At 47.2% G+C, this 24846-nt stretch carries 18 protein-coding genes and 1 pseudogene; 9 read left to right on the forward strand and 10 right to left on the reverse strand.

Annotation, left to right across the window (positions count from 1 at the left end):
• Positions 1 to 346: pseudogene (locus PHF27_RS06195) on the reverse strand (electron transfer flavoprotein subunit beta); the annotation flags it as partial.
• A 93-nt stretch (positions 347 to 439) separates the two neighbouring features.
• Between PHF27_RS06195 and PHF27_RS06200 the strand changes: the two are divergent.
• Complete coding sequence (locus PHF27_RS06200; protein ID WP_300067387.1) at positions 440 to 1093, forward strand: YdcF family protein; 654 nt, start codon at positions 440 to 442, stop codon at positions 1091 to 1093.
• On the opposite strand, the gene PHF27_RS06205 is transcribed toward PHF27_RS06200, so the two are convergent.
• Positions 999 to 4400 carry a DNA polymerase III subunit alpha gene (locus PHF27_RS06205; RefSeq protein WP_300067388.1) on the reverse strand — a complete coding sequence of 1134 codons (3402 nt, stop codon included), beginning with the start codon at positions 4398 to 4400 and terminating at the stop codon, positions 999 to 1001. The genes PHF27_RS06200 and PHF27_RS06205 overlap by 95 nt on opposite strands.
• Positions 4401 to 4537: 137 nt before the next feature.
• Between PHF27_RS06205 and PHF27_RS06210 the strand changes: the two genes are divergently transcribed.
• The 5 genes from PHF27_RS06210 (at position 4538) to PHF27_RS06230 (ending at position 11690) form a co-directional block, all read left to right on the forward strand.
• Positions 4538 to 4807, forward strand: a complete 270-nt coding sequence (locus PHF27_RS06210; protein ID WP_300067389.1) for a metal-sensitive transcriptional regulator — start codon at positions 4538 to 4540, stop codon at positions 4805 to 4807.
• 13 nt (positions 4808 to 4820) lie between these two features.
• A complete protein-coding gene (locus PHF27_RS06215; protein ID WP_300067390.1) occupies positions 4821 to 7217 on the forward strand; it encodes a heavy metal translocating P-type ATPase in 2397 nt (798 codons plus the stop codon).
• Positions 7218 to 7329: 112 nt separating this feature from the next.
• Positions 7330 to 8202 (forward strand): ABC transporter substrate-binding protein, encoded by an 873-nt coding sequence (locus PHF27_RS06220; protein ID WP_300067391.1) that lies wholly within the window; start codon positions 7330 to 7332, stop codon positions 8200 to 8202.
• A gap of 51 nt (positions 8203 to 8253) precedes the next feature.
• Positions 8254 to 10185 carry a U32 family peptidase gene (locus PHF27_RS06225; RefSeq protein ID WP_300067405.1) on the forward strand — a complete coding sequence of 644 codons (1932 nt, stop codon included), beginning with the start codon at positions 8254 to 8256 and terminating at the stop codon, positions 10183 to 10185.
• Positions 10186 to 10397: 212 nt separating this feature from the next.
• Positions 10398 to 11690, forward strand: a complete 1293-nt coding sequence (locus PHF27_RS06230) for an aspartate aminotransferase family protein (RefSeq protein WP_300067392.1) — start codon at positions 10398 to 10400, stop codon at positions 11688 to 11690.
• 280 nt (positions 11691 to 11970) lie between these two features.
• Here PHF27_RS06230 and PHF27_RS06235 read toward each other — a convergent pair whose 3' ends face one another.
• Genes PHF27_RS06235 through PHF27_RS06270 form a run of 8 tightly spaced genes read right to left on the reverse strand, consistent with a single transcriptional unit; the run spans position 11971 to position 22311 of the window.
• Positions 11971 to 12315: a hypothetical protein gene (locus PHF27_RS06235; protein WP_300067393.1), complete on the reverse strand. Its 345-nt coding sequence runs from the start codon at positions 12313 to 12315 to the stop codon at positions 11971 to 11973.
• A complete protein-coding gene (locus tag PHF27_RS06240; RefSeq protein WP_300067394.1) occupies positions 12308 to 12772 on the reverse strand; it encodes a hypothetical protein in 465 nt (154 codons plus the stop codon). Before PHF27_RS06240 ends, PHF27_RS06235 begins: the two co-directional genes overlap by 8 nt.
• A gap of 3 nt (positions 12773 to 12775) precedes the next feature.
• Entirely contained in the window at positions 12776 to 14605 is a 1830-nt protein-coding gene (locus tag PHF27_RS06245) for a dynamin family protein (RefSeq protein ID WP_300067395.1), read from the reverse strand.
• On the reverse strand, positions 14599 to 16383 hold the full coding sequence (locus PHF27_RS06250) for a dynamin family protein (protein ID WP_300067396.1): 1785 nt from the start codon (positions 16381 to 16383) through the stop codon (positions 14599 to 14601). The genes PHF27_RS06245 and PHF27_RS06250 overlap by 7 nt, the downstream gene beginning before the upstream one ends.
• Positions 16384 to 16395: 12 nt before the next feature.
• The gene (locus tag PHF27_RS06255) at positions 16396 to 16935 is read right to left on the reverse strand and encodes a hypothetical protein (protein WP_300067397.1); all 540 of its coding nucleotides are present in this window, start codon (positions 16933 to 16935) and stop codon (positions 16396 to 16398) included.
• Between the two features lie 15 nt (positions 16936 to 16950).
• The gene (locus PHF27_RS06260) at positions 16951 to 19464 is read right to left on the reverse strand and encodes a dynamin family protein (RefSeq protein WP_300067398.1); all 2514 of its coding nucleotides are present in this window, start codon (positions 19462 to 19464) and stop codon (positions 16951 to 16953) included.
• 9 nt (positions 19465 to 19473) lie between these two features.
• Positions 19474 to 21282 carry an NERD domain-containing protein gene (locus PHF27_RS06265; protein ID WP_300067399.1) on the reverse strand — a complete coding sequence of 603 codons (1809 nt, stop codon included), beginning with the start codon at positions 21280 to 21282 and terminating at the stop codon, positions 19474 to 19476.
• Positions 21283 to 21309: 27 nt separating this feature from the next.
• Positions 21310 to 22311 carry a WYL domain-containing transcriptional regulator gene (locus PHF27_RS06270; protein WP_300067400.1) on the reverse strand — a complete coding sequence of 334 codons (1002 nt, stop codon included), beginning with the start codon at positions 22309 to 22311 and terminating at the stop codon, positions 21310 to 21312.
• A 218-nt stretch (positions 22312 to 22529) separates the two neighbouring features.
• Between PHF27_RS06270 and PHF27_RS06275 the strand changes: the two genes are divergently transcribed.
• Genes PHF27_RS06275 through PHF27_RS06285 form a run of 3 tightly spaced genes read left to right on the forward strand, consistent with a single transcriptional unit; the run spans position 22530 to position 24779 of the window.
• Positions 22530 to 22799, forward strand: coding sequence for an HTH domain-containing protein (locus PHF27_RS06275; protein ID WP_300067401.1), 270 nt, complete (start codon positions 22530 to 22532; stop codon positions 22797 to 22799).
• Between the two features lie 17 nt (positions 22800 to 22816).
• Positions 22817 to 24199 carry a DUF4352 domain-containing protein gene (locus tag PHF27_RS06280; RefSeq protein WP_300067402.1) on the forward strand — a complete coding sequence of 461 codons (1383 nt, stop codon included), beginning with the start codon at positions 22817 to 22819 and terminating at the stop codon, positions 24197 to 24199.
• Positions 24200 to 24224: 25 nt separating this feature from the next.
• Positions 24225 to 24779: a lecithin retinol acyltransferase family protein gene (locus PHF27_RS06285; RefSeq protein WP_300067403.1), complete on the forward strand. Its 555-nt coding sequence runs from the start codon at positions 24225 to 24227 to the stop codon at positions 24777 to 24779.
• The last annotated feature ends 67 nt before the right edge of the window (positions 24780 to 24846 follow it).

The following is a 24846-nucleotide window of genomic DNA, read 5'->3' on the forward strand; positions in this document are numbered from 1 at the left end:
AAAAAATGAGTTCTGCCGGCTGCAGCTTGGCAATAGCCGCCGCCAACGTCCGGCTTGTAGCCAGGGTATCGGCCCCGGCGAAAGCCTTATCGCTGACCAACACGGCTTCGTCCGCGCCCAAGGCCAAGCACTCTTTCAGCACTTCCTGCGCCTTCAAAGGACCCATGGTCAAAACGCTCACCGTGCCGCCGCAACGCTCTTTCACGCGCAGCGCCTCTTCCAAAGCATGCCGGTCAAAAGGATTGAGTATGCTGGGAACATCCTGTCGCTGCAGAGTGTTGGTCTCCCTATCGATGCGCACTTCTGTCGTATCAGGCACTTGCTTGACGCAAACTAGTATTTTCACAGCCTGTCAGCTCCTCCACACGCGTCACTATTCATTTGGAGTCCGTGTTATACTAATACTAATTCATGATACCATATTCGATGGAGGTCTGCCATGAAGACTTATAAAAAAATCACCCGCCTAGTAAGCGTTGCGGCTTTGCTTTTGCTGCTCGGCAGCGAGGTTCTGGTCCTAAAGGACGCCTTCACTGCGGCGCCTGCTCCCAGCCAGGCTATTCTCATTCTGGGAACCCGTGTCTACGGGCAAGAACCAGGGCCTATGCTCCAGCTGCGTTTAGAAAAAGCCCTGGCTTTATATCGCCAGGGCTTTGCGCCGTACCTATTGGTCAGCGGCGGCCAAGGAGCCGACGAGGACATTAGCGAAGCCGCCGCCATGCGTAACTATCTAATGGCCCGAGACGTTCCTGCCGCCGCCATTCTTCTAGAGGACGCTTCTACAAGCACTTACGAAAACCTGCGCAACAGCACTGCTATTCTTCGGGAAAAAGATTTGAACCAGGTAATCGTCGTCACCAATCGTTCTCACGTTTTCCGTTCCTTATATTTAGCCCGCCTTCACGGCCTTGACGCCAGCGGCGCTGCCGCTCCCATGAGCGATCGCCTCGGAGCTACAGTCTACCAGTTTGCGCGGGAAAGCGCCGCCGTCCTGTCGCTTATGCAGTATGAACGCTCCCCGTCCCCAACACCTTCTCCAACTCCGCCAGCGACTGGGGCGTCGCCTCAATCCAAAAGCGCTCTTCCGTTGTAATCACGCGGCGGCTGTCTATTAAATGCAGCAAAACACGGCAGGAGCCTCGATGCCGGGAAAATACCTCGCGCAAAGCATCAAAAACAGGCTGGGTTTCCTGCTCCTTGCGCAGTTGCAGCCGCACCTCCTGCGGCTGTTCCCTCAAAAGAGAAATGCGCTCCGCCAGCACTTTTACTCCTTCTTCGCTCACGCTGACCTTCCCCTGCACGATAACCGGCGTATCCGGCACAAGCAACGGCATGGCCTGGTGGAAAACACGGGGGAAGACCACTACTTCCATCTGCCTGGAAAAGTCCTCCAGCGCCACAAAGCACATCATATCCCCGTTGCGGGTACTGATCCGTTTAGCCGCTGCCACCATGCCGCCAATGCGTATCTTTTTCCCATCCGCTGGCTGCGCCTGCAGTTCTTCCAAAGAAGTCAGGCCCGCCAACTGCTGCCGAAACGGTTCCAAAGGATGACCGGTAATGTAAAAGCCGGTTATTTCTTTTTCTAAGGCTATTAATTGCGGCATCGGCAGCTCCGGCAAGTCCGGTAATTCGAGCGAGCAAGTTTCCGCCAGCTCTTCCTCGCCAAACAAGCCCAACTGTCCGCTTTGGGCATCCCGTTGACAGCCGGCCCCCACATCGACCGCCCGATCAAGCACCGCCAGCAGTTGTGAGCGTTTAGCGCCTGTAGAATCAAACGCGCCGCATTTAATCAAGCTTTCCATTACGCGCTTGTTGACAAGACGCATATCTACGCGACTGCAAAAATCCACCAGCGACGCGAACGGCCCTTCTGCCTCTCTAGCGGCCATAACGCTTTCGATAGCTCCTTCGCCGACGTTTTTCACTGCCGACAAGCCAAAACGAATGGCGTCGCCATCAACGCTAAAGCGGCTTTCACTGGCGTTGACATCCGGCGGCAGCACAGAGATGCCCATGCGCCGGCATTCTTCAATATAATGACCGACTTTATCGCTGGCCCCCATAATACTGGTCAAGGTAGCCGCCATAAATTCATGAGGAAAATGCGCCTTCAGATACGCCGTCTGGTACGTAACCAGCGCATACGCGGCGCTATGGGACTTATTAAAGCCGTAATCGGCAAAATGAGACATCAGCTCAAAGACGTCTTTCGCCAAAGAAGTATCAATCCCTTTGGCGGCTGCGCCCTTCAAAAAGTTCTCCTTCTGCGCTTCCAGAACGGAGTGCTTTTTTTTGCCCATGGCGCGCCGCAGCAAGTCCGCCTGTCCCAGGCTGAAGCCCGCCAAGGTGGACGCAATTTGCATAACCTGTTCCTGATACAAAATAACCCCAAAGGTATCTTTTAAGATAGGCTCCAGCCAGGGATGCATATAGGTCACTTCTTTACGCCCGTGACGGCCATTAATAAAATCAGTAACCATGCCGCTGCCTAGAGGACCCGGCCGATAGAGCGCCACCAGCGGAATTAAATCCTCAAAGCGTTCCGGGCGCAATTCCTTTACCAAATTCGTCATGCCGGACGATTCCACCTGAAATACGCCGCCCGTGTCGCCGCTGGCCAGCATGGCGCAAGTTGCGGCATCATCCATGGGAATGGTTTCTAAATCGACTTGAACGCCTCTGTTTTTAGCCGCCAGCTCCAGGGTATCGCCAATTACCGTCAGCGTACGCAAGCCCAAAAGGTCCATTTTCAACAAGCCGATTTCTTCTACGCGGTCTTTGTCATACTGCGTAGTTAAAAAACCTTCGGAAGAATGCTGCAGCGGAACCAGATGCGTCAGGGGTTCTTTGGCAATCACAAGCCCTGCCGCGTGAGTAGAGGCATGGCGAGGCAGCCCCTCCAGCGCCATCGCCAAATCCAACAGCTTCCGAACGGTCTCTTCGCCTTCATAGGCTTCTCGTAAAGAAGGGCTGGTTTCCAAGGCGCGCTTCAGGGTAATCCCCAGCTCGCCGGGAACCATCTTGGCGATCCGGTCTACTTCGCTATAAGATAAGTTCAGAGCCCGCCCCACGTCTCGAATAGCCGCCTTCGCCGCCATCGTCCCGAAGGTAATAATCTGCGCCACCCGATCGCTGCCATAACGCCTGGATACATAATCAATGACTTCGCCTCGGCGCACATAGCAAAAGTCAATATCAATATCAGGCATGCTGACTCGCTCTGGGTTCAAAAAACGTTCAAAAAGCAAACCATACCGTAGGGGATCAATATCGGTAATACCCAGCAAGAAAGCGACAATGCTGCCTGCGGCGCTGCCGCGGCCTGGGCCTACGGCAATTTTCTGTTCCTTCGCATAGTTAATAAAATCCCAGACAATCAAAAAATAGCTGGAATAACCCATTTGCTTAATAACACCCAGTTCATACTGCAAACGCTCCCGAACTTCCGCTGTTTCTTCAGCATATCTTCGGGGAAGCCGTTCTTCGCAAAGCTGGGCCAAATACGCGTCCGCCGTCGTACCTTCCGGTAATGGGAATTGCGGCAAATGAAAATGTTCGAAATCGAAATCCACCTGGCAGCGCTCGGCGATACGGCAGGTATTGGCTAGAGCTTCCGGATATGTGTTAAAGAGCGCCGCCATTTCTTCGCCGCTTTTCAAGTAGAATTCATCGCTGGGAAAACGCATCCGACCTTCCTCATCCACGGTCTTGCCCATTTGGATGCACATAAGCACGTCATGACTTTCGCTGTCTTTTCTTTCTACATAATGCAGATCATTGGTCGCTACCAAAGATATCCCCAGCTTCGCCGCCAAGGCCGCCAAAAGAGGATTGAGCTCCTTTTGCTCCGGCATGCCGTGGTCCTGCAGCTCCATGTAAAAATGTTCCGGCCCAAAAAGCTCCAGGTATTCCCGCGCCAGAGACTCTGCTTTTTCCTCTTGACCGCGCAGCAATGCCGCCGGAATCTCCCCCGCCAAGCAGGCGCTTAAGGCTATGATTCCTTCCTTATAAGCCGCCAAGATCTCATGGTCGATACGAGGCTTATAGTAAAAGCCTTCGCAATAGCCTTTAGACACCAATTCCACTAAATTACGGTAACCAACTTCATTTTCCGCCAACAGCACCAAATGATACGCGTATTCACCATCCACGCTGGCTTTTTCCTGCCGCGAGCGCGGCGCCACATAGACTTCGCAGCCAATCACAGGATGAATGCCCTGTTTTTTCGCTTCTTTATAGAAATCAACGACTCCGTACATGGTTCCATGATCGGTAATCGCCAAAGACGTCATGCCCAGTTCTTTGGCCCGAGCCACCAGATTTTTAATGCGGCTGGCCCCATCAAGCAAGCTATATTCAGTATGCACATGCAAGTGCGTAAACGGTACCTTGGACATAGCAACCTCCCGAAGTTGTTCTTGTCTCATTTTCCTTCAATCATCGTATCTTGTCAAATCGATTCCCTTGACTATTTTTTCAGAAGGATGTACGCTTAATATACCCTACTGGGGTATTGCATAAAGGAGGGCATTATATGCTAAACGAAAAAGAAAAGAAAAATCTCCAGCAACGTTTAAAAAAAGTATCCGGCCAAATTAACGGCATTGATAAAATGATCGACGACAGCCGCTACTGCGTAGACATTTTGCAGCAAATTTTCGCCGCCCGGGCCGCGCTGAACCAGGTCGCCCTGCTCATTTTAGAAAGCCATACCAAAAGCTGCGTGGTCAACGCCATCAAAGCGGATCACGCCGACGAAAGCATCGCTGAATTAATGACCGTACTCAAACAGTTTAATCGTTAAAGGATGTGAGCATATGTCCGCTGAACAGCAAACAACCTTGAAAATTTCCGGCATGTCCTGCGCCGCCTGCGCCAAGCGCATCGAAAAAGGCCTCGCCCGCCTTGACGGCGTTACCCAGGCTCAAGTCAATTTCGCCACCGAAGCCGCCAGTGTCACCTACGACGCCGCCAAAGTCCGCGAAACCCAATTAGCGGAAAAAGTGGCGACCTTGGGCTTCCAGGTGATTCTAGAAAAAGCGGATTTTAAGATATCTGGCATGACCTGCGTCAACTGCGCCGCCCGCATTGAAAAAATGCTGGCCAAAGCCCCTGGCGTTCACTCTGTCCAGGTTAATTTCGCCTCAGAAAAAGCCAGCATTCAATATAATGCCAGCGTCCTTGCCGCATATGACCTGCAGGAAAAAATACGACGCCTTGGCTACGAGGCAACTCCGATCATTGAAAAGGCTTCCTTTGATCAAGAAAAACAGCTGCGTCAAAAGGAACTGCGCACCCAGAAACAGCGTCTCTTTTTTGCAGCGGCCTTATCGCTGCCGCTGCTGCTGGGCATGGTTTTTCATACCCTGCAATGGGAAGCGGCGCACTGGCTGATGAACCCTTATGTGCAGTTGCTTTTGGCCACGCCAGTGCAATTCGGCGCCGGCTGGGCTTTTTATCGCGGCGCTTACCATGCGCTGCGCAGCGGCAGTGCTAATATGGACGTCTTAGTCGTTTTGGGCACCTCCGCCGCCTATTTCTACAGTCTCGCCAACGTGCTGCAAGATCAGCCGCAGCTATATTTCGAGACCTCCGCCGTACTGATTACGCTCATCATTCTAGGTAAATTTCTGGAAGCCACCGCGAAAGGCCGCACGTCGGAAGCTTTAAAAGCCTTGATGGGCCTTCAAGCCAAAACGGCCCATAGGCTTTTGCAAGGAGAAGAAACTGATGTACCGGTCGAAGCCGTCCTGCCTGGGGACGTTCTGCGGGTACGCCCTGGTGAAAAAGTGCCTGTAGACGGCGTGATCTTAGAAGGCGCCTCGGCCTTAAATGAGTCTATGCTGACCGGTGAAAGCCTGCCTGTCGATAAAAAAGCAGGCGACACCGTTATCGGCGGCACCTTAAATACCTTTGGGGCGTTTACGTTTCAGGCCACCAAAATTGGCAAGGATACCATGCTGGCGCAAATCATGCGCATTGTCGAAGAAGCCCAAGGCTCCAAAGCGCCGATACAGCGTTTCGCCGACAAGGTATCCGCTTATTTTGTGCCTGCTGTTTTATTGCTGGCGCTGGCCACCTTTCTAGTCTGGTACTTGATAGTAGCGCCAGGAGACTTCGCCACCGCCTTAACCCATTTTACAGCGGTCCTAGTCATCGCCTGCCCTTGCGCTTTGGGTCTGGCCACGCCTACGTCCATTATGGTCGGCACAGGCATCGGCGCTGAGCGAGGGATTTTAATCCGCAACGCCGAGCATTTGGAAACAGCCCATCGCCTTACGGCTATTGTTCTCGATAAAACCGGCACCCTGACCAAGGGTCTGCCGGAAGTAACCGATATTCTGCCTGTTCCCGGCGTAACGCCGCAAGATTTGCTTCTCCTTGCCGCGCAAGGAGAAAGCAGCTCTGAGCATCCGCTGGCGCAGGCCATCGTCCGCCACGCCCGCACCCAAGAGCTGCCACTGCAATCTCCGGCATCCTTTCGCGCGATTCCCGGTTTTGGCATTGAAGCCGTAACCGTTGAAGGCAAGCAGCTTTTTTTAGGTACGCGCCAATGGCTTCTTGCTCAAAAAATCGATACTGCACCGCTAGAGCAAGTCATGCGCGAACTAGAAGACCAGGGAAAAACCGTAATCTTAGCCGCCCAGGGCGAGCAGCTTCTTGGACTCATCGCGCTGGCGGACACGCTCAAAGAACATTCCGCCGCTACCGTCGCCGCTTTACAGGATATGGGCCTTGAGGTTTGGATGCTCAGCGGCGACAATACCCGCACCGCCAACCATGTAGCCGCCGCTCTCGGCATCAAACATGTCCTGGCGGAAGTTCTGCCGGAAAATAAGGCGGCTGAAGTGGCCAAGCTGCAACAGCTCGGCCATGTCGTTGGCATGGTGGGCGACGGTATTAACGATGCGCCGGCGCTTGCCCGCGCTGACATTGGCTTTGCCATCGGCACCGGTACGGACGTAGCCATGGAAGCGGCGGACATCACTCTTATCAGTGGCGATTTGCACGGTATCATTCAGGCCATACGTCTCAGCCGCGCTACCTTGCGCAACATCAAGCAAAATCTCTTTTGGGCGCTCTTCTACAATTCCATTTGCATTCCCGCTGCCGCTGCCGGCTTTTTATCTCCCATTATGGCTGGGGCCGCTATGTCTTTTAGCTCTATTTCCGTAGTATTGAACGCGCTGCGCCTTAAAAAAAGCAAGTGGTAAACCACCTGCCTCATTCATCTCTTGTTTTTTTATCCCGGCTGCAGCATAATTATAAAGAGAAAGCCTGCCCAAAAGGGAGGCCGCTTATTTTTCTATGAATACGAGGTGTACTATGATCCGTATTGGAATTTTACAACTAACCCAAATGTTGGATGATGCCGTCGAAGGCTTCCAAGAAGGGCTCCAGGCCTTGAACGTAAAGGCGGAGTTTATTTATCGCAACGCTGACGGCCAGCCTTCCCGGCTGCCTCAGTTAGCAGCAGAGCTGGCGGCAGCCGACGTAAGCTTGATCTTCGCCTGCACCACTCCGTCCGCCTTGGCGGCGATTGCGCTGCCCGAGGATATCCCTGTCGTCTACACGCCTGTATTTGATCCCGTCGGCGCCGGTCTGGCCGCCTCTCTCGAGAAGCCTGGCGGTAACGCTACTGGTGTTTCCGGCATGGTTTCAGCCGCTGAGAAAATCACTTTTATGCGTCGTTTGCTGCCCAACCTAGCTCGTCTGGGCATTTTATTCCACGCTCACGATGCTAACGCGCAGCTGGAAATGAAGCATTTTCGCCAGGCGGCATCCGCTGCAGACCTGTGCTGCGTAGAAATTCCTCTGGAAAAAGCCGAAGATATCTCTTCCTTGCCGCAGCTGCTGCCGGAAGATTTGGACGCGATCTTTTTACCCATCGGCAAGGCCCTTGAGGATAATTTCGCCTCCATTGTCTACTACACCGATACGTTAGCTTTGCCTATTGTCGCTTCCCATGCCCCCAACGTTCCTGCCGGCGCTTTAGGCGCTCTTGTTGCGGACCACCGCCAACTAGGAAAAGCCTGCGCTGCCAAAGCCGCTGCCATTCTCGCCGGAACTCCGGCCGGCAGCATTCCTGTGGATATCGTGAAAGAACCTCATGTTTTGTTAAATTCCTTTGCCGCCCTAAATCTTGGCGTGGATCTCGCGGCCGACCTACAGGCGGAAGCGCGGGAAATTTTCGAATAAACTCAACCTCCTTGGGGTGAGATTGTTGAAAGATATGGAGAGATGAAAAAGATGGAACTGACTCGTCAAAGCGTGGAAATTCTTGCCCCCGTCGGCAACTGGGACGTACTGGAGGCCGCCATCGGCGCCGGAGCGGATGCCGTATATCTCGGAGGCAAGCGCTTCAATATGCGCATGCATCGCACCGACACCAATTTCGATGATGAAAAGCTGGCCCGGGCCATTGCCTACGCCCATGAACGAAACGTCAAACTGTACGTAACTGTAAACAATTTAATCAGCGACCGGGAAATGCCGGGCATGCGCCAATACCTGGAACTATTGCAAAAACTGCAGCCTGACGCCCTGATTGTACAAGACCTCTCCATTCTGCAGTTGGCCAAGGAAACCGGTTTTACGGTTCCCTTGCACGCCTCGGTCATGATGAATACCCATAACGAGCATGCCGTGCGGCAATTGCAAGCTTACGGCCTCACCCGCGTGGTTACCAACCGGGAAATGACGCTGGATCAGCTGCGCCTTCTTAAAGAACGCACAGGCATTGAAATTGAGTACTTCATTCACGGGGACATGTGCATCGCCCAAAGCGGTCAATGCATTCACTCCGGCGTACTCTTCGGGCAAAGTTCCAACCGCGGCCGCTGCCTCAAGCCCTGCCGCTGGCCTTATCAGCTAGTCGACGCCCAAAGCGGCGACGTATTGGAGTCCGGCGAACAAGGCCCTTACAAACTAGCCTTAAAAGATATGTGCCTGTATAATCATCTGCCGGAACTCATTCAAGCCGGCGTTTGCTCCTTTAAAATTGAAGGGCGCATGCGTACCGCCGACTTTGTGAGCAACATCGTCCATCTCTACAGCAGCGCAATTGATCGTTATTTTGACGATCCCACAGGCTATTACTTAACCGAAAAAGAGTGGCAGGAAATGCAGGAAAACCGTTCCCGCGACCTTTCCACCTGCTATTCCTTCGGCAACCCCGGCGCCGCCGCCATCGGCTACACAGGCGAACGAGAGCCGCGTTTTTTCAGTCAAGCCGTTGTGGAACCAGGCCTTGATACGCCGGTAGCTTTGCCAAAACAGCAAATGGCCGCTGATTTTCCTCATCAACCTACGCTGTCCGTGCGCGTAGCCGACCGCGCCGCTGCGTCAGAAGCTTTGGAAAACGGCGCCAACACCTTGTATGTAGGCGGTGAAAGCTTCCTGCCACACCGTCCTTGGACGAAAGAAAATTTAAAAGCCCTGGCCCAAGAAGCGCATGCGGCAAACGCTAAAGTGGTTGTTGCAGCCCCCCGTATTACCTTGGAACGAGAGTGCAGTGAATGGTCTCATTTGTTCAAACAGGCCGCGGAGTTAGGCCTTGACGGCCTGATGGTCAGCAGCATCGGCATGCTTCGTTTGGCGAACGAGCACGCTTCCTTGCCGATCTATGGCGATCTTTCTTTGAATCTGTTTAACGGCGTTACCGCCAAGTGGCTGCAAGACAACGGCCTACGCCAAGGAACCGTCTCCGCGGAAGCCACTTGTGAACAGATTTGGGATCTTTGCCAGCACACCCCCTTGCCGCTGGAAATGATTATCCACGGACCTTTGGAAGCTATGGTCATGGACCACCATTTGCCGGAAGCCATTCTTGGCCTGGAAAAAGCAGACGTTGACCGCTCCTACGGACTGCTGGACACAGCCGGACAGATTCACCCCATTGCCATCGATCAGTATGAGCGCAATCATGTTCTCTTCGCTAAAGATCTTTGCCTGCTTCCTTTCCTGCCAGCGCTGACCTCTGTCGGCAGCTACCGCATTGAAGGCCAGCATTACACCCCGGCTTTGGTGGGACAAATCACCAAAACGTACCGCAAAGAGCTCGACGAACTCGCGGCTAAAAAAGACGCTTACGCCTTCTCCGCTGACGCTTTAACCGCTCTGAGCGAAGCCAGCCCCCGACCCTTGGGCATTGGCGCTTTCCGTTACCGCATTTCCCGGTAAAGTCAGAGGAACGAGTCTTTAAACAAGAGTAAATGGAGTAATCGGAGGGCACGAATGAGGGTTGTGAAAGATATATAACCAAAGAAGCCGGCCCGTTTACGGGTCGGCTGCCGTACATAAACCCACTGCTTTCATGAGAGCGCCGAATCAAGGCCGTTTTAGCGTGAGCTGCGAATAAAGTAGTGGTTCCTTAAAAGAAAGGTGGTTGTTTTATGAGTCAGTTCATCGGTCCCGAGGAAATTCTTCGCAAAAAGAAAGAATATATGATCCCTTGTGTCTATCATTTTTTCCAGGAGCCCATGCAGCTGGTACGTGGCAGCATGCAGCATCTTTATGACCAAAACGGTAAAGAGTATTTGGATTGTTTTGCCGGAGTCTCTGTTGTTAACTGCGGCCACTGCAATCCGGACATCACCAAAGAAATCTGCAAGCAGGTGGAAACGCTCCAGCATACCTGTACCATTTATCTTACCGAGCCTATTGTCAATTTAGCGGAGTCCTTGGCGCAAGTAACGCCTGGGGAATTGCAAAAGACTTTCTTTTGTTCCTCCGGCACCGAAGCCAATGAAGGCGCCGCTCTGTTGGCAACCTTACATACAAACAACCATGAATTCATCGCCCTGCGGCAAGGCCTTCACGGCCGCACAAAGCTGACCATGAGTCTTACCGGCATCGGCATGTGGCGTACCGATCCGTCCCCTGTGGGGGGCATCCATTTTGCGCCTAACGCCTATTGCTACCGCTGTCCTTTAGGCAAGCGCCATCCGGAATGCAATCTGGCCTGCGCTGACGAGATAGAAAATGTCATCAAGTTTTCCACGTCCGGGCAAGTCGCCGCCTTCTTCGCCGAACCCCTCCAGGGCAACGGCGGCATCATCACGCCGCCTGCCGGATATTTCCAGCGCGTTAAGGAAATTCTGGACCATTACGGCATTCTTCTTGTCATGGATGAAGTACAAACCGGTTTTGGCCGCACTGGCAAATGGTTTGCCTGCGAGCACTATGGCATTAAGCCGGATATTATGACCATGGCGAAAGCGCTGGGCAACGGCACTCCTGTGGGAGCCTTCACAGCTACCGCCGCTGTCGCCGACAGCTATACCCGCCCCGGCGCCTCCACGCTAGGAGGCAATCCCGTGACTGCCACGGCTTCGTTGGCTACCTTGCGCTATCTCAAGGAGCATAATCTGCCTGAACGCGCCGCCAAGCTTGGGGCTTACCTAAAAAAAGGACTCCAAGAGCTGCAGCAGCGCCATCCCGCTATCGGCGATGTACGCGGTTTGGGCTTGATGCTGGGCGCAGAAATTATCCTGCCTGACGGCTCTGCCGCCAGCGACTGGGTGGACGCTATTTTAGAAGACCTCAAAAACAAAGGCTTCTTGATTGGCAAAAACGGCCCGGGCCGCAATGTACTGGCCTTCCAGCCCCCTCTGGTTATCGAAGAAAGCGACCTCGCCCGGCTTCTCGACGCCCTGGACGACTCGCTTGCGAAAATTTGCCGCTGAGGAAGTACGAATTCTAAACAGGTGTTATCCAACCGCGAAGGCCGCGAAAAACACGAAATAAAGTAATATTAAAGATTTCTTTGCAAAAAGCCTTCTTGGAGCACTCGCACCCATCGAGTCCAAGAAGGCTTTTGTTAAGTCGTTATGCGACAAAATTAGCGAGTAGCTTTTGGCAAAAGCGGTGAGGAACAACACTATAGCAATTACAAGGGTGGCTCTGTGCCTGAACGACTAGCTCTTAGTAGGATATTCATTGGCGCTCAAGGCGCGGAGGCCCTTTTTACAAATTACGCTCGCCCTGCATACGCTTTGAACACTTCCGCTTCGCTCCTTCTAATAATGCTTTTTGTTTCTTCATTTCAGCAATTAAACATATTACGGAATTAAGTTCAACATTAGGGTTTTCACGTTTAATCTGGTTAAGTTGAAACTGTAAAGTTTGAATCATTTGCGAAACTATTAGTAAGCTCCGATTGATCTCATCAATTTTTTCTCTCCGACATTGCACATCATTGCGCCGAAAATCCGCCTGACACTTAGCCATCTTTTCGCAAGCGCGATTATATTCATGTCTCTGCAAAAGAGAAATTCCCTCTTTGATTGCAAAAAGAATTGCTTCATTCATGAGATACAGGTTCTTCGCAAACCTTTTGAATAGCAAAATTATACACTTTAATCAGTTCTTTTTGAACATCTGGTTCAATATCATTCTCTCGTAAAGCATTAGTAAGCTCTACCAATATATTAACCGCTTGTTGACCTTTGACTTCTATGTTAGCTCGAGACGCTTGCGCTTTTTTTACAAAACTTTCCGCCTCAACCCTCAGTAAATCATTTTTCTGTTTTAGTTTAACTATTTCTAGTTGTGTCTGATTCTCTACCATCCTTAGAGTAACAATATCTTTAGCAAGATCAATAATTGCGGGCAATGAATCTACTATCTTGTAAGCAAGAGGATGTGCCTCGTATTTTCCTAATTCATTCGCCTTTCTATTTTTATATGAAATAGGAAATTCATTCACTAATTCTGCTTCGACGTGTTCGCATACTTCACTTTGCGAAAGAAAATTTCGTTTTCCCATAAGTTAATCCTCCACTTCTATTTCTATTCGTAGCCTTTGACTAATTGACTGGACATCTTCAATTAAATTTTGCAGTTGATTTGATTCTAAATTTCGCAATATTTCTTCCTCATTATAAGAAATAGAAGAAGCTTCTCTGAAATACTCGCTAGTCTTCATCAAATTGTAATCGCGCAAAGAAGAAAGGTCCTTGCGCACACTTACAACAACCTCTTGAGTCCAATCTTTTAGGGCTTCATCGATTTTCTCTATTAATTTTTTTTGCCAGGTATTGGCATCGTAAGTATAAAATACCACTTCTACAATGACCGTACCCGCAATTGCAATCGCACGAGTAGATGTAGCTCCAATCTTTTTGAGAAATACAGCTACTGCATTATGCGTTTCTCTGCTAAATTTCTTTCCAACGAGTTCCCCTATATTTTTCAGCCCCGCTTTTGCTGCATTAGCCACTCCTGCCCCTGCTCCCCCAGCTCCTCCGAACCGCGCAAAAAAAACTTTTAATCCTTCATCCGCCAAATGTTTAGCGGCTTTTTGTCCTATATTACGCACAAGAGGCTCAAACAAAGGTGCTTCCAGTTTTATCTCTGTGTCAAATTCTTCCATGGCCGTATTAAGCATGCTATTAATTTGTTTATCAAGATCTTCTAGTTCTATCACAAAATAATCTTCTATTTCTCTACACCGAATGCGAGCCTGCCTGGGCAACATATGTTGTTGTATAAAAGCTGTGCATTCTTCTTGCATCGTCCACTTATCTGTCGCAGTAACCTCACTTGCAATGACAGCATACGAATTCGCCGCAGCATTAGCAAATATACTTTCAACCTTATTGGAAAGTTTAGCAAATGTAGTACAAATCAAATTGTGCACATCTTTTTCTTTATCGCTTATCTTGATAACAGCTCTCGCAATAGCTTCTTTCTCAGCTTGTGTGGCTCTATTACGAAGAACCTCTTTTTCTAACCACGTTTGTAGCATGAAAGAAAATTCATATTGATAATTTGCTAAAGCTCGCTGCAAGGCACGTTGCCGCTGCTCGGATTCTAAAGACTGTTGTATATATTCCCAGAGCCGTCCTGTTTCAATATAAGGTTTTTCACCTTTTTCGTCAAACCCGACGCTTTGAAGAACAAAGCTTACCGGCTTGCGATGCAAACAATCTGCCGTATACCCTAGAATTTCCTGAACACGCAAGTCATTATCCATGACGGGTTTAGGTGCCCGATTTATAACCAAAATAAAGTCAGTTGACGAATCAAGAAGTTCGCCTACATAACGAAGAAATTCATAATCTCCTGCCTGAAAGCCGACCCGATAGGATACAACATAGATAACAATGTCACTGTTTGGAATAAATTCTTTTAGCACTTCATCATGTTCCTTATGAAGTGACCCATATCCTGGCGTGTCAAACAAACGCAATCCTTCTACCCCAGAAGGAAAAGAAGGAATAAACAGACGCAACCGACTGTGATGCGATTCTGGCCTAGTGCAAAGAGAATCAAATTCCTGCTTTGTTACTTGCTCTAATGTAGCATTACGATGTAATGCATAATATTCCGGCGATGTAATATCCGGATCGTTCATAATCTCAATCACAGTTCCAGTATTGGGCGCAGCACTTACACCAAGAATATCTTGCTGCAACAATGAGTTAACAATACTCGTCTTTCCACTACTAGTCTCACCCAACATTACGACAAAACTTTCTGGATAAGAAATGCGTTCACTCAAGAAACGAAATAACACAGTAATTTGATCATCATCAATGTTTTTCACAATAGGTTCTAATTCATACATATACTGTTTTAATTGTTCAATTGTTAGCATGTTAATTCCGCCTCCAATCGGACCAAGGTGTTCATATCATTTTTCACTCTCAGCTCTTTTCCAGCAAAATCTTCTTCCTGTTCTTTCCGAGATTTTTCATTTTCTAAGCGCAGTTTATCTAATTCCACCGTCTGCTCTTTACAAAATTCAGCGAGACTCGTATCAATTCTATCAAACAGATTTTGAATCTGACGTTTCATACCATCTTCAACATCCCTACGGAATTGTTGTAATGGCTTTTCCAAGTCACGTATAGTTGTTTTTCTTCTCTCATTACTAATATGTTTCTTAAATTTCCCACCTAACCAACCACCCAATAAGGCACCACCAATACCAACTACCCACCCTACAGGACCCGTGCCAAGTATAAGAAGAGGAACTATTCCACCTACCACATTGCCAGCGCTAGGAAGTGCTTTTTCGATTTTCATCTTTTCTTCTTTTTTAAACTCACCCAAAGTAGTAAATTGTCCAAATTCATTTCTTACTTCCAAATTTTCCAAATCAGTCGTTAACTCTTCCTGTACACCAAGCAACTTATCGGATAATAGTTCCACTAAATTCCCGCGTGCCTCTTCTAGACATTCCTGATAAGCCCGGTTCAACAATACTCCGTCTACGATCCCTTGGCCGATTACCCGTTGCATTTCACTGCGTAGATTTTCCATCTGTACTTGGCTCTGTTTAACAGCACATTTTTTCAGTTCTTGACGGTAGTTCAAAATTTTTGCTTCTATCCCCTCAATACGAGCTCTATTTTCTTCTACTTTATTATCATAATTAGCTTCTTCTTCCTTGTGCCATCGAAGCAAATCTTCACTACTAAGTTTCAACGCTTCTTGGTCTTTTGCAATCTTGGTACGAATCTCATTCATTTTCATTTGTATGGACTCAAAAAAACTTTGTTTTAAAAGAACTCGCCAGTTAGTTGCCATTGTATTAATCTTTGTCCATAACTTCAGTATACCTGAATGCTTATAATCAACATCATTCTTACCCAACCGTCCTCGCATTGCTTGATACACATTTACAACCATAATATCTAGGTCTCCATTTGTTTTATGTGCATCTGCAACCGCCTGCAACACTTTGACATTGTGTTCTTTTCCTTCGGTTACCTCTTCCTCGCTTTCATCATCCCATTGATTTTGTACAAACCATGCTGTCGTCAATTTAGGCCATACGACACTAAGAAAAGTTCGCTCTTTCCTCGTTATTGGCGGCACTGTCCGAAGTAAAAATATAGCTGCCGCTAGTTTTTCAATATAACGCATCGTCGTTTGTACATTTTCTTCTGTCAAACTGCCAACTCCAGGCAAATCAACCAATACCACCCCCGTCTCTAATAGCGAATTATCTTTGTATACAACTATATGTGAAACGCCTTTTTCATTACCTAAATTATAATTATTGTGAACATATTGTTCCATGTCGCCCGGACTAGTTAAACGAATAGGGCTTCGCCCGTCTTGAAAGTAAACATCACATCTGCCATCTTCTTTGTGCCCATAGCGAATTTCTACTGGAATACAAGTGGTTTCGTCAGCATCCACTGGCAATACAAGTTCATCCATTAAAAGTGCATTTAAAAGGCTGCTTTTCCCTGCTCCTTGTAGCCCCAACACGGGAACTAGAAATTCTGCAACCTCAATATTAGAAATTTTTTGCCCATAATATTCTTCATGTGTTATAGTCTTTCCCGTTTCGCTACACAATGGTGTATACACATCGGCCAAACGTAAAAATTCAGTATTTTTTGCAAAATCTACAATACTCATGAATAGCCCCTCCTAAAATAGTTTTTTATACCAAGGCTGACGCAAGTATGCTAATTCTGCTTGCAACTCTTTTACATTTTCTTTTATGTGTACTAATTCTTCTAAAAGTTGTTGCTGCTGTGCTTGTTGCACTTCAACGGATACCATATACCGCTGTTGGCTTTCTACTAAACAGCGGTTCTGGACTTCCATTTTTGCTATAAAATTGCCATGTATTTCTTCCGTTTTCGCCTTTACTTCCTTACGAGTCTCTCTTGCCACAGTTTCTATATGGCCATTTATCATATCAGATATTTTAGCAACGGCTTCAGATGTTGGAAGTTGACTTACGTGACTTGCCATACCCTTAATCTCATTGTTACAAGTACTGACTGCACGAGCTAATTTATCAGCTACTGTTTTTACCTCTAACTGATTCTCCTCAAAACTACCGATAATATCCATTCGCACCTGTTCTATAGCATCACGAGTTCCTTCGAAAATTCCATTCTGCACTTCTTGCAAAATACGATTCGTTTCATTATCTACCGATACAAGAATTGACTGCTTCATTCCATCATCCCTCTCTTATTGCTTATAGTGGGCATATGCTCTCATCAATTGAGCTGTGTGTTTGATAACTTCAGGATCATTTTGACTTAAAGATATAACCATTTCATTGCAGCTTTTCTCATCGGTTGGTGTGAGTGTAGAAAGCGTTTGTAAATGAAGTAAGACTAAAGTATAGATTGGTTCTCGATGATTTAGCAGCAAAAGGCCTTTTCCATTCATGTCAAATTTATCACGCAACGAAACTAGACTTGCTATGCCTTCATCAACATAGCCTCCGTTAGTAAATTCAGAAAAAGATTGGGTCACCCAATTAACAATAGTTGGCTTATTTTCCAAAATACTCCAAAGAGGTGTTCTTTTAAGCTGTTTCTCAACCGCTCCTTGTTGTACCGCATTTACCAATAAATAAACATTATATGAATCTCCAAGGATAAGATTAAGCTTTCTAGTCACGTTAATATCGTTATATACGCGTTGCTCCTTCACCAAGACTAGTGGCGGCAATTCACTTTTATCTTTTTTTACAACATAACCGATTTTCTCTAAATTTTGTTCATCATGATGCGTAATACTAACATCAAAAAATTGCTGTGAAAATTGATGTAAACAATCGATATCATCACCCCACACCACTGTTGCACTCAACGAATTTCCTAATTTATTCTCATTAGCTTCTTGACAGTATTCACCCGCCATCCGAAATGGTAACTGTGAAATTTGATGACTAAGCTGATAACAACTATAAACAACTTCAGGTATAGGTATATCTGTTCTATTTTCTTCGAACCGCTGCTCATGTATCATCATCGTAATATCTTCGTCCGCTGTTTCAGGCGCAACTTCTATCAATATAGCTCGTAATTGACTAATAACTCCCCTGCGCTTTTCTAGCTCAAGCTGAGTATGCTCTTTCTTCTTTTGATCTTCCTCTCTCCGCCGCACTTCTTCATTGACAACATTCTGCAAGATATCTACTTTTTCTTTCCATTTTCTAATGTTAGCAATAATGTTTGCCGTAAGTGATTTTGCATATATATCGAGGTTCACTTTTATGGCACTTAGATCAATAATTTCTCTTTCACGTCTTACTTCTTCATATCCACCCCAGCCTATTTTTCGACCTATCCAAGAGACAAAACCGTCCTTTTCTTCTTTTGTATAATAAACATCTATTTTCTTTTTCACCGCAAATGCCGATTCAGCAATAGGTTTATTAGGTAATATGTCACCAGCATAGTCACGTTGATTCAAGTTTAACTCAACAAGAACCTTGCCAATTTCAGCATTAAAACTACTAATAGATCCTACTAGTTCTTTTTCTGCAAAGCGTGCTCTTTCTTTTAAACATTCAAGCAAATTAGCAGCTTGATCTATCTGACAATCTGATAACTCCTCTAACTCCTTAGCAGTTGAAGAAATATCAATTGCAAGCCTAGCCATAATCTGCTTCATACCTTGTTCCACATCAAGAAAATATAGATTAGCCTGATCACGCTGGCCTAAAAGCCCCCCTTTGTTTACCGATATACTTCTATTCTCAATCACTGCTTTTCTTAGCTTAGGCTCCTCATTCACAAGCATTTCTTGTAAGTGCTTCTTGATCTGTAATAACCTTTTAGCCGTAATTTGAGGACGAATCTTGGCAATCTGTTGTTCAATGCATTGAATCATTTGCGGAATCGCAGACTTTTCATATGCCCCACAATTATTTTTCATCTGACTAATTAAGCCTTCTTTTGCTGACACTTGAACGATTGGAACAACAGTAGGCAAGGTCTCATCAACTTGAGCAATTATGCGACGTATACGTTCTCGATGTTCACTAAGTACGGTCTCTCGCGTTTTTAAAAGTACTCCATTAGTACCTTCTTTATGTCTCACTGAATCAGCCATGTTTTGCACTACCACTAATGGTTTATCGTGTTTGTGAATGCTGTGAAGAACTCGATATGTCGTTTCATCTGAGTTAGCTTTAAGTGTAACAAGATATATGCAAACATCGACCGAGGGAAGCAGTGTCTCTAAAGTCAAAGCTTCATGCCCTTCCAGCCCATCTGCATCAAGGCCAGGGCTGTCTACGATTTGAATCGTTTCATCGAAAGCAAATTTGGACGAGCACACATCTAAATACTTTACGCCTTTCTTGTTTTGTGGGTTATACTGTTCATCTCCATATTGAGCTAACTCATATGTAACACGCTTTGTTATAGGCTGCACCTTGCCATTCTCAAAATAAACCGTAGCTTGTTTTTGATTACTTCTGGAACAAGTAACTAACACACCTGAGCTAGGTCGTACCTTTACCGGTAATAGCTCTTCGCCAAACAATGCGTTAAGCAAAGTTGACTTCCCTGAACTAGTCACACCGATAAGTCCAACTCGAATGTAATTATTTTGCCAATAAACAAGACGGTCTTGAAACCACTTTATGTCATTCGAAAAATAGTCAGACAATTCCTTGTCTCTTAGCAAAAGATCCAGTATACGTGTAACAATAATTTTTTCACTTATTTCGTCATTTTTAATCATAACTACCTCTCACTGTTTCACAACATCCATCATCTTTTCTTCCCCCAGCACATACAGACAGCTTTGCGCCCGGCTCATACCCACGTAGAGCATGCCTTTAGCCAAGCCGTGTAGATCTTCATAACAAAGCAAAGAATCTTTAATGCCCGCCAAGAGACACCCTTCTTCCAGCAATTCTTCCAGTTCCACCAAAATCACAACCGGCTTTTCCATGCCTTTAAAGCGACGAATGCTGGTGCTAACAACAGCCTGCTCTTCATAAAGGTTTTGCGTCAACGGGTAGCCGCCCAAGCGATCAACCGAAGCCAAAAAACTATTTTGTTGCCGTTTTCCTGTTAAAATAGCAATGTCTTTTAGCTGCACTTTTTCTTTCTTCACCAGTTCCTGCAAGAGTTTCGTCAATGCACTTTCCAAGACGTCTTGTTCCTGCGTCGAGGCAAGAGGTAGAAATTTTACGCTTCCCCCTTCCGGCCCGGCTCCTTCGTAAGCATCACCATGAAAATAGTTTTTCAAAAGTTCATGGATCGTACGAGCATTACGAAGATTTTCCGTCAGAAAGTAGGGGGACAAGGAAAAGGGATACTGCATTTTTTCATTCCAGATATTTTGGTTGTCATCAAAGAAAATGTAGAATACATCGTCTTCCGGGTTTTTCAAACAGAAAAGCAGCACTTCCCACCATTCGTCATAAAAGTCTTGCCCCTCATCTACAACAATGGCATCAAAGCGTTCTGTGACTGAATCTAAGGCTTGCAGCAATTTATCCGGCATCTCCTTATCAAAATATTGCTGCAGCCTCTCCGGCGGCGTAGAAGGTGGAAACTGCTCCAGCTTCACTCCCGCTTTTTTCGCCCACTCAAAACAAAGCTGATGAAAATGCGTAATCGTTAAATTCTCCTGTGATCCGCAAAGGTGCTGCGCATGTGCTGCCAGCAGCTTATTGCTGCAGGTAAACAGGGTTTTATAGCCTGCCTTTGCCAATTGCTTAGCCTTTTCCACAGCAAGAAGGGTTTTTCCAGTACCCGCCCCGCCGCCGATGAGCGCTCTCTTTTGGCGAGAAAGAAGCTGTAAAATAGAAAACTGACGCTCTGTTAAATGCAGTATTTCTTCTTGCTGCTCAGAAATACGTGTCTTTAGGCTTGGACGACGCAATTCTAAGGATGGCGCTAAGTACTCCACAATCACCTGCACAGCTTGGCTGGATAGTTCTCCTTTCCGTCCCTGGCTCCACTCCTGCCATACATGATGCCAATAATTGAGCATTCCATCCACGCGTTTTGCAAGCTCTCCCATATGGCTATGAAAAGCAAACACCGAACTAGGCGCATCCGGCCCCATGCTTTCTGGAGATACTTCGCAATCCGGCACAATTACCCCATAGCCTACCTGCAATGAGCACTCACTCAATTTAGGATGCTCACGAAGCTTTCCTAGCAGTGAAAACAAATTGCGCTTGACCTGCTCCAACGGATTATGTATGTCATGCCAAACATTATGTCGGTCGCAACTCTTCCAACTCCCGCCATCCAACCTTAGGCGGCCGCCTTTGACTTCGAGCACTAGTATTCCTTTGCGCGGATGCAGCACGATGAAGTCTGCTTCTCCCATAGGGTATACCTTGCGCGGCGGTGCATCAATCCATGGCTCTGTATCTTCCGGTTTCAGCGTTATCTTGCTGCGAACCAGCCAGGCAGTACTGTGAAAAACAACATATTCGTCGCTAAGCCGCTTTAGCTGCTCATATACTTTTACTTCCGAAGCTTTCTTCTTGTCTTGCAGCACTGCCATCGGCAACTGCTGCGGGTACATTCTAGCCATATTAAACATGCAGCTCCTATACCATATTTACTGATACAATTCTTGCATCTTCGCAATGCGGGCTTTCATCTTTTCCCGCAACGACTGCGGACGGATCACTTCTAAGGTATCACCCTGACTTAACAACCACATCAAGATTCCCTCTCCAAAAATGGTCGCCTCTATTTCGGTTACACCGTTTTCTTTTTTGATAATTTTCGCCGTAGGCAAACGATCAAGCACCGCTTCTACCGATGGCCCCCAAAACTTGAAGGCCACTGTCATCAGCTTTCCAGGGGTCATAAACTGCACATGCTTGCGAAATTCTCCGTCTTTGATGCGGCGCTGCTCCGTCATTTGGTACTTTTCGCCTTGAACTTCATAATGGGTAATACGGTCCAAGCGATATACGGCAGGATATGGATGATTTGCATTATGAATGTATGCGATCAAATAGAAATAGTACTCTGAAAACAGCACACTGCACGGTTCCACGAGGCGCTCTATCGGCTGAGCGTCTTTTTCTTTTTGGTATGTAAGCTTGACTATACGCTGCGCTCGCACCGCCTCGCCCAGCTTCCAGATGCGTTCCATCAGCGGCTGACTGTGACGAGCCGGCACATAACCAAACGCCTCTCCTCGCAGGAGTTCTTCAATGACTTTTCTTTCCTTGGGTTGAACCTGGGCCGCCAGCTTATTCAAAAGAAGACCTAATTCGTTTTTGTCAAAAGCCCTGCTCTCCAATAAAATGCGGCTAACCACCAAAACGTCTTCTTCCGTCAGCCAGGAGCGCGGCTCTTGCTGCAATACATATCCTTTTTTAGCGCGTACGTATTCCAACGTTCCGCCTCGGTTCTCTCCAGGGCAAACCAGATCTATTTCATCGAGAAAGGTCCGCAAATCCTCCAGGTCACGCTGGATTGTTTTTGCATCCACTTGAAAATATTCTGCCAGTTGCTTTCTCACTATCGTTTTTTCATGCTGCAGTTCGCCTAATATGTATAAAATCCGCCAGAATTTGTCGCGTTTACCCAGCTCCAGACAAATCACCTTCTTTTACTTGCGTTACTATCACTTTGCTTTTCCAGTTTCATTGTAATAAAACAGCATAGTCATATTTTGTCCAACCAAAGCCATTGCTCGTAATTTGCCTCTTACTACATTTGTAAAATTTTTATTCTCGCAGCTACATGGACATATTATGCCCCTACCACATTGTTATAGTTAATTCATCACAACAAATTATGTTCCAAGGAGGTGCCTAAAACATGTCTATTGACCCGCCTTCTGTTCACAAACGCTATGAAAAGAACCACCGGATTCTTTTCATCTGGGAGGAACTAAAAAAGAAACAAACCTTAAGCAAGCAGGAACTGGCGCAAAAGTTTCAGGTTTCACCAAAAACCATCCAGCGTGATCTTGAATCTCTCCGCAACTATTTGGCAGAACAAAACGTAGACCGCCCCGGTTCAACCAATATGATTCTTATTTATTCGCCAGCTCAAAAGACGTACTTATTCCAACAGGAAGAACATTAAATTCAGGAGGTCATAACATGAAAATTGCAGCCATGATTTTAGGAATTATCGGAGGACTTGCCGGACTGGCAGGAGCTGTTTTTGCTCTGTTTCTCGGAGGTATTGGAGGCGCTTTTGGGGCAGCAGGTGCCGGTCTGATCGCCAAACTCGGTTTTTTAGCCATTCCCTTTTCCATCTTAGGTATTGTCGGCGGAGCCCTTGCTAACACGCGTCCCAAAGCAGCGGGTATTTTAATGCTCGCAAGCGCACTCGGCGGTGTTATCGCTATCTCCCTTGCCTACAGCATAGCTGCGATATTATTGCTGCTCGGCGGTATTTTCTCCTTAATCGAAAGCAGAAAGGTTCAGCCTACTTCCTCGCAGCCGCTTGCTGCACCCAATGAAGAAGATTTAGCAATAAATCCGATTCCCTGGTATCGTAGAAAAACCACCTGGGCGGCTGTTGCAGCCGTATTGATACTTCCTGTTGTTTTTGCAGCTGCAGCCGGCGGCATTACTGACTCGAATACAGCTCCTGCCGCTCCCAAAGATGAGTTCAATTACACTGTCGAGGTGAACGGCCTTGGGGTCATTAAGGGAAAAGAGCTCAACAATGTTGGCTTTGCTATCTCTGACATTCAACGTACAACGAGCGTCGGCGATCGCTTCACAAATCGCCAAGCGCAAGGGGAATATATCATTGTCCATCTGATTGTTGCCAATAACAAAAATGAGAAAATCACAATGAATACGGCGGCTTTTAAATTAGTCGACGCACAAGGCCGTGAATATTCACACTCAACCTCTGCTGAAAACGCTCTAACTTTATCAAAGCAAGGCCAGGCTTTTAAATTCCAAGCTATCAATCCTGGGATCATTACAGATGGCAGCATTGTTTTCGATGTTCCTTCCGGCTTGTCTGATCTAAAGCTGCAGATTTCCAGCAACATTTCCGGCAAACAAGGCTATCTGCCCCTGCAGGTCTTAAAAGAAACCGCTTCCAATACGCCTGCTCCTTCAGCCCCGTCGCCAGCTTCTACTGCGCCTCAGGAAGAACCCGCAAAGCCAGCTGCCAATGTTGCACCTGTCGATCTTCATGGAAAATGGCATGGAGAAAATGAAGGGTTTAGCTTTACCTTGAACCTCCACTGGGATGAAGGGTATTTTCGCGGCAGTCATAGTTCTATCAAAAAGCCCAATGCCATGCGCACGGACGGATTTGGCAAGGAAATCACTATCACCGGCCAGTTCGCTAACAGCACCACACAAGTTATCGCCTGGAAAAGCGGCTACAGCCCTAACAGTAAAGGTAAAGCGGAGATTAGCTTAATCGATAAAAACACATTGCATTGGAAAATCATTTCGGAACAAGGCCAGCATTATCTTCCGCAAGAAATGACGCTGACACGCATATCAAAATAAAATTCAAGAAAGGCTGTGAGCTACGATGATGCAAAGCTTTTTTAATCCTGTCATGCCTACTAGGCAAGTGCGCCTTGCAGACCTGCTGCAAGAGTCTCGTCCTGTCAGAAAGCAGGCGGAACACCTTGTCAAAACTCATCTTTCAGAAGACCTAGGCGAGGTCATTGAGAAAGCAAACCAGCTCACCGATGCCATCGCCAACTGCTTGGATTGCATCGAACCTCACCAGCCTACCTCAACAAATCCAATGCCTTTTCTTCTTCCAGCCGGAAACAGTTGTGATGAAATTCGCCATTCTTGCAGCAAAGGAACTCACTTATATGTACAAAGAATGGCCTATACTCATCATGGAATCTATCTAGGCGATGATTTCGTCATACACTATGATGATGGAAGTATTATGGTAGTTGAACTAGAAGACTTTGCTGATAATGGATGGATCTACATCAAAAACAGCGTCAAGACGTATTCGGACGCTAGGATTGTCCAACGCGCCAAAAGTCGTTTCGGCGAATCCAACTATCATCTTCTATTCAACAATTGCGAGCACTTTGCGGAATGGTGTCGAAATGGAGACTAGATTTGCTGTGCACCCTCTTTCATAAAAAAAAGAGGCATGCCCCGCAGGACATACCCCTCATAGGATT

Origin of the sequence: Anaeromusa sp. (genome assembly GCF_028691475.1) — a bacterium.
In the GTDB taxonomy this organism is placed as follows: domain Bacteria; phylum Bacillota; class Negativicutes; order Anaeromusales; family Anaeromusaceae; genus Anaeromusa.

Coding starts and splice junctions, on each gene's coding strand:
- PHF27_RS06255 (WP_300067397.1), bottom strand. CDS start 16,935: ATGAAGCAGTCAATTCTTGTATCGGTAGATAATGAAACGAATCGTATT.
- PHF27_RS06200 (WP_300067387.1), top strand. CDS start 440: ATGAAGACTTATAAAAAAATCACCCGCCTAGTAAGCGTTGCGGCTTTG.
- PHF27_RS06235 (WP_300067393.1), bottom strand. CDS start 12,315: ATGAATGAAGCAATTCTTTTTGCAATCAAAGAGGGAATTTCTCTTTTG.
- PHF27_RS06250 (WP_300067396.1), bottom strand. CDS start 16,383: ATGAGTATTGTAGATTTTGCAAAAAATACTGAATTTTTACGTTTGGCC.
- PHF27_RS06285 (WP_300067403.1), top strand. CDS start 24,225: ATGATGCAAAGCTTTTTTAATCCTGTCATGCCTACTAGGCAAGTGCGC.
- PHF27_RS06260 (WP_300067398.1), bottom strand. CDS start 19,464: ATGATTAAAAATGACGAAATAAGTGAAAAAATTATTGTTACACGTATA.
- PHF27_RS06225 (WP_300067405.1), top strand. CDS start 8,254: ATGGAACTGACTCGTCAAAGCGTGGAAATTCTTGCCCCCGTCGGCAAC.
- PHF27_RS06280 (WP_300067402.1), top strand. CDS start 22,817: ATGAAAATTGCAGCCATGATTTTAGGAATTATCGGAGGACTTGCCGGA.
- PHF27_RS06265 (WP_300067399.1), bottom strand. CDS start 21,282: ATGGCTAGAATGTACCCGCAGCAGTTGCCGATGGCAGTGCTGCAAGAC.
- PHF27_RS06275 (WP_300067401.1), top strand. CDS start 22,530: ATGTCTATTGACCCGCCTTCTGTTCACAAACGCTATGAAAAGAACCAC.
- PHF27_RS06240 (WP_300067394.1), bottom strand. CDS start 12,772: ATGGGAAAACGAAATTTTCTTTCGCAAAGTGAAGTATGCGAACACGTC.
- PHF27_RS06245 (WP_300067395.1), bottom strand. CDS start 14,605: ATGCTAACAATTGAACAATTAAAACAGTATATGTATGAATTAGAACCT.
- PHF27_RS06220 (WP_300067391.1), top strand. CDS start 7,330: ATGATCCGTATTGGAATTTTACAACTAACCCAAATGTTGGATGATGCC.
- PHF27_RS06230 (WP_300067392.1), top strand. CDS start 10,398: ATGAGTCAGTTCATCGGTCCCGAGGAAATTCTTCGCAAAAAGAAAGAA.
- PHF27_RS06205 (WP_300067388.1), bottom strand. CDS start 4,400: ATGTCCAAGGTACCGTTTACGCACTTGCATGTGCATACTGAATATAGC.
- PHF27_RS06210 (WP_300067389.1), top strand. CDS start 4,538: ATGCTAAACGAAAAAGAAAAGAAAAATCTCCAGCAACGTTTAAAAAAA.
- PHF27_RS06215 (WP_300067390.1), top strand. CDS start 4,821: ATGTCCGCTGAACAGCAAACAACCTTGAAAATTTCCGGCATGTCCTGC.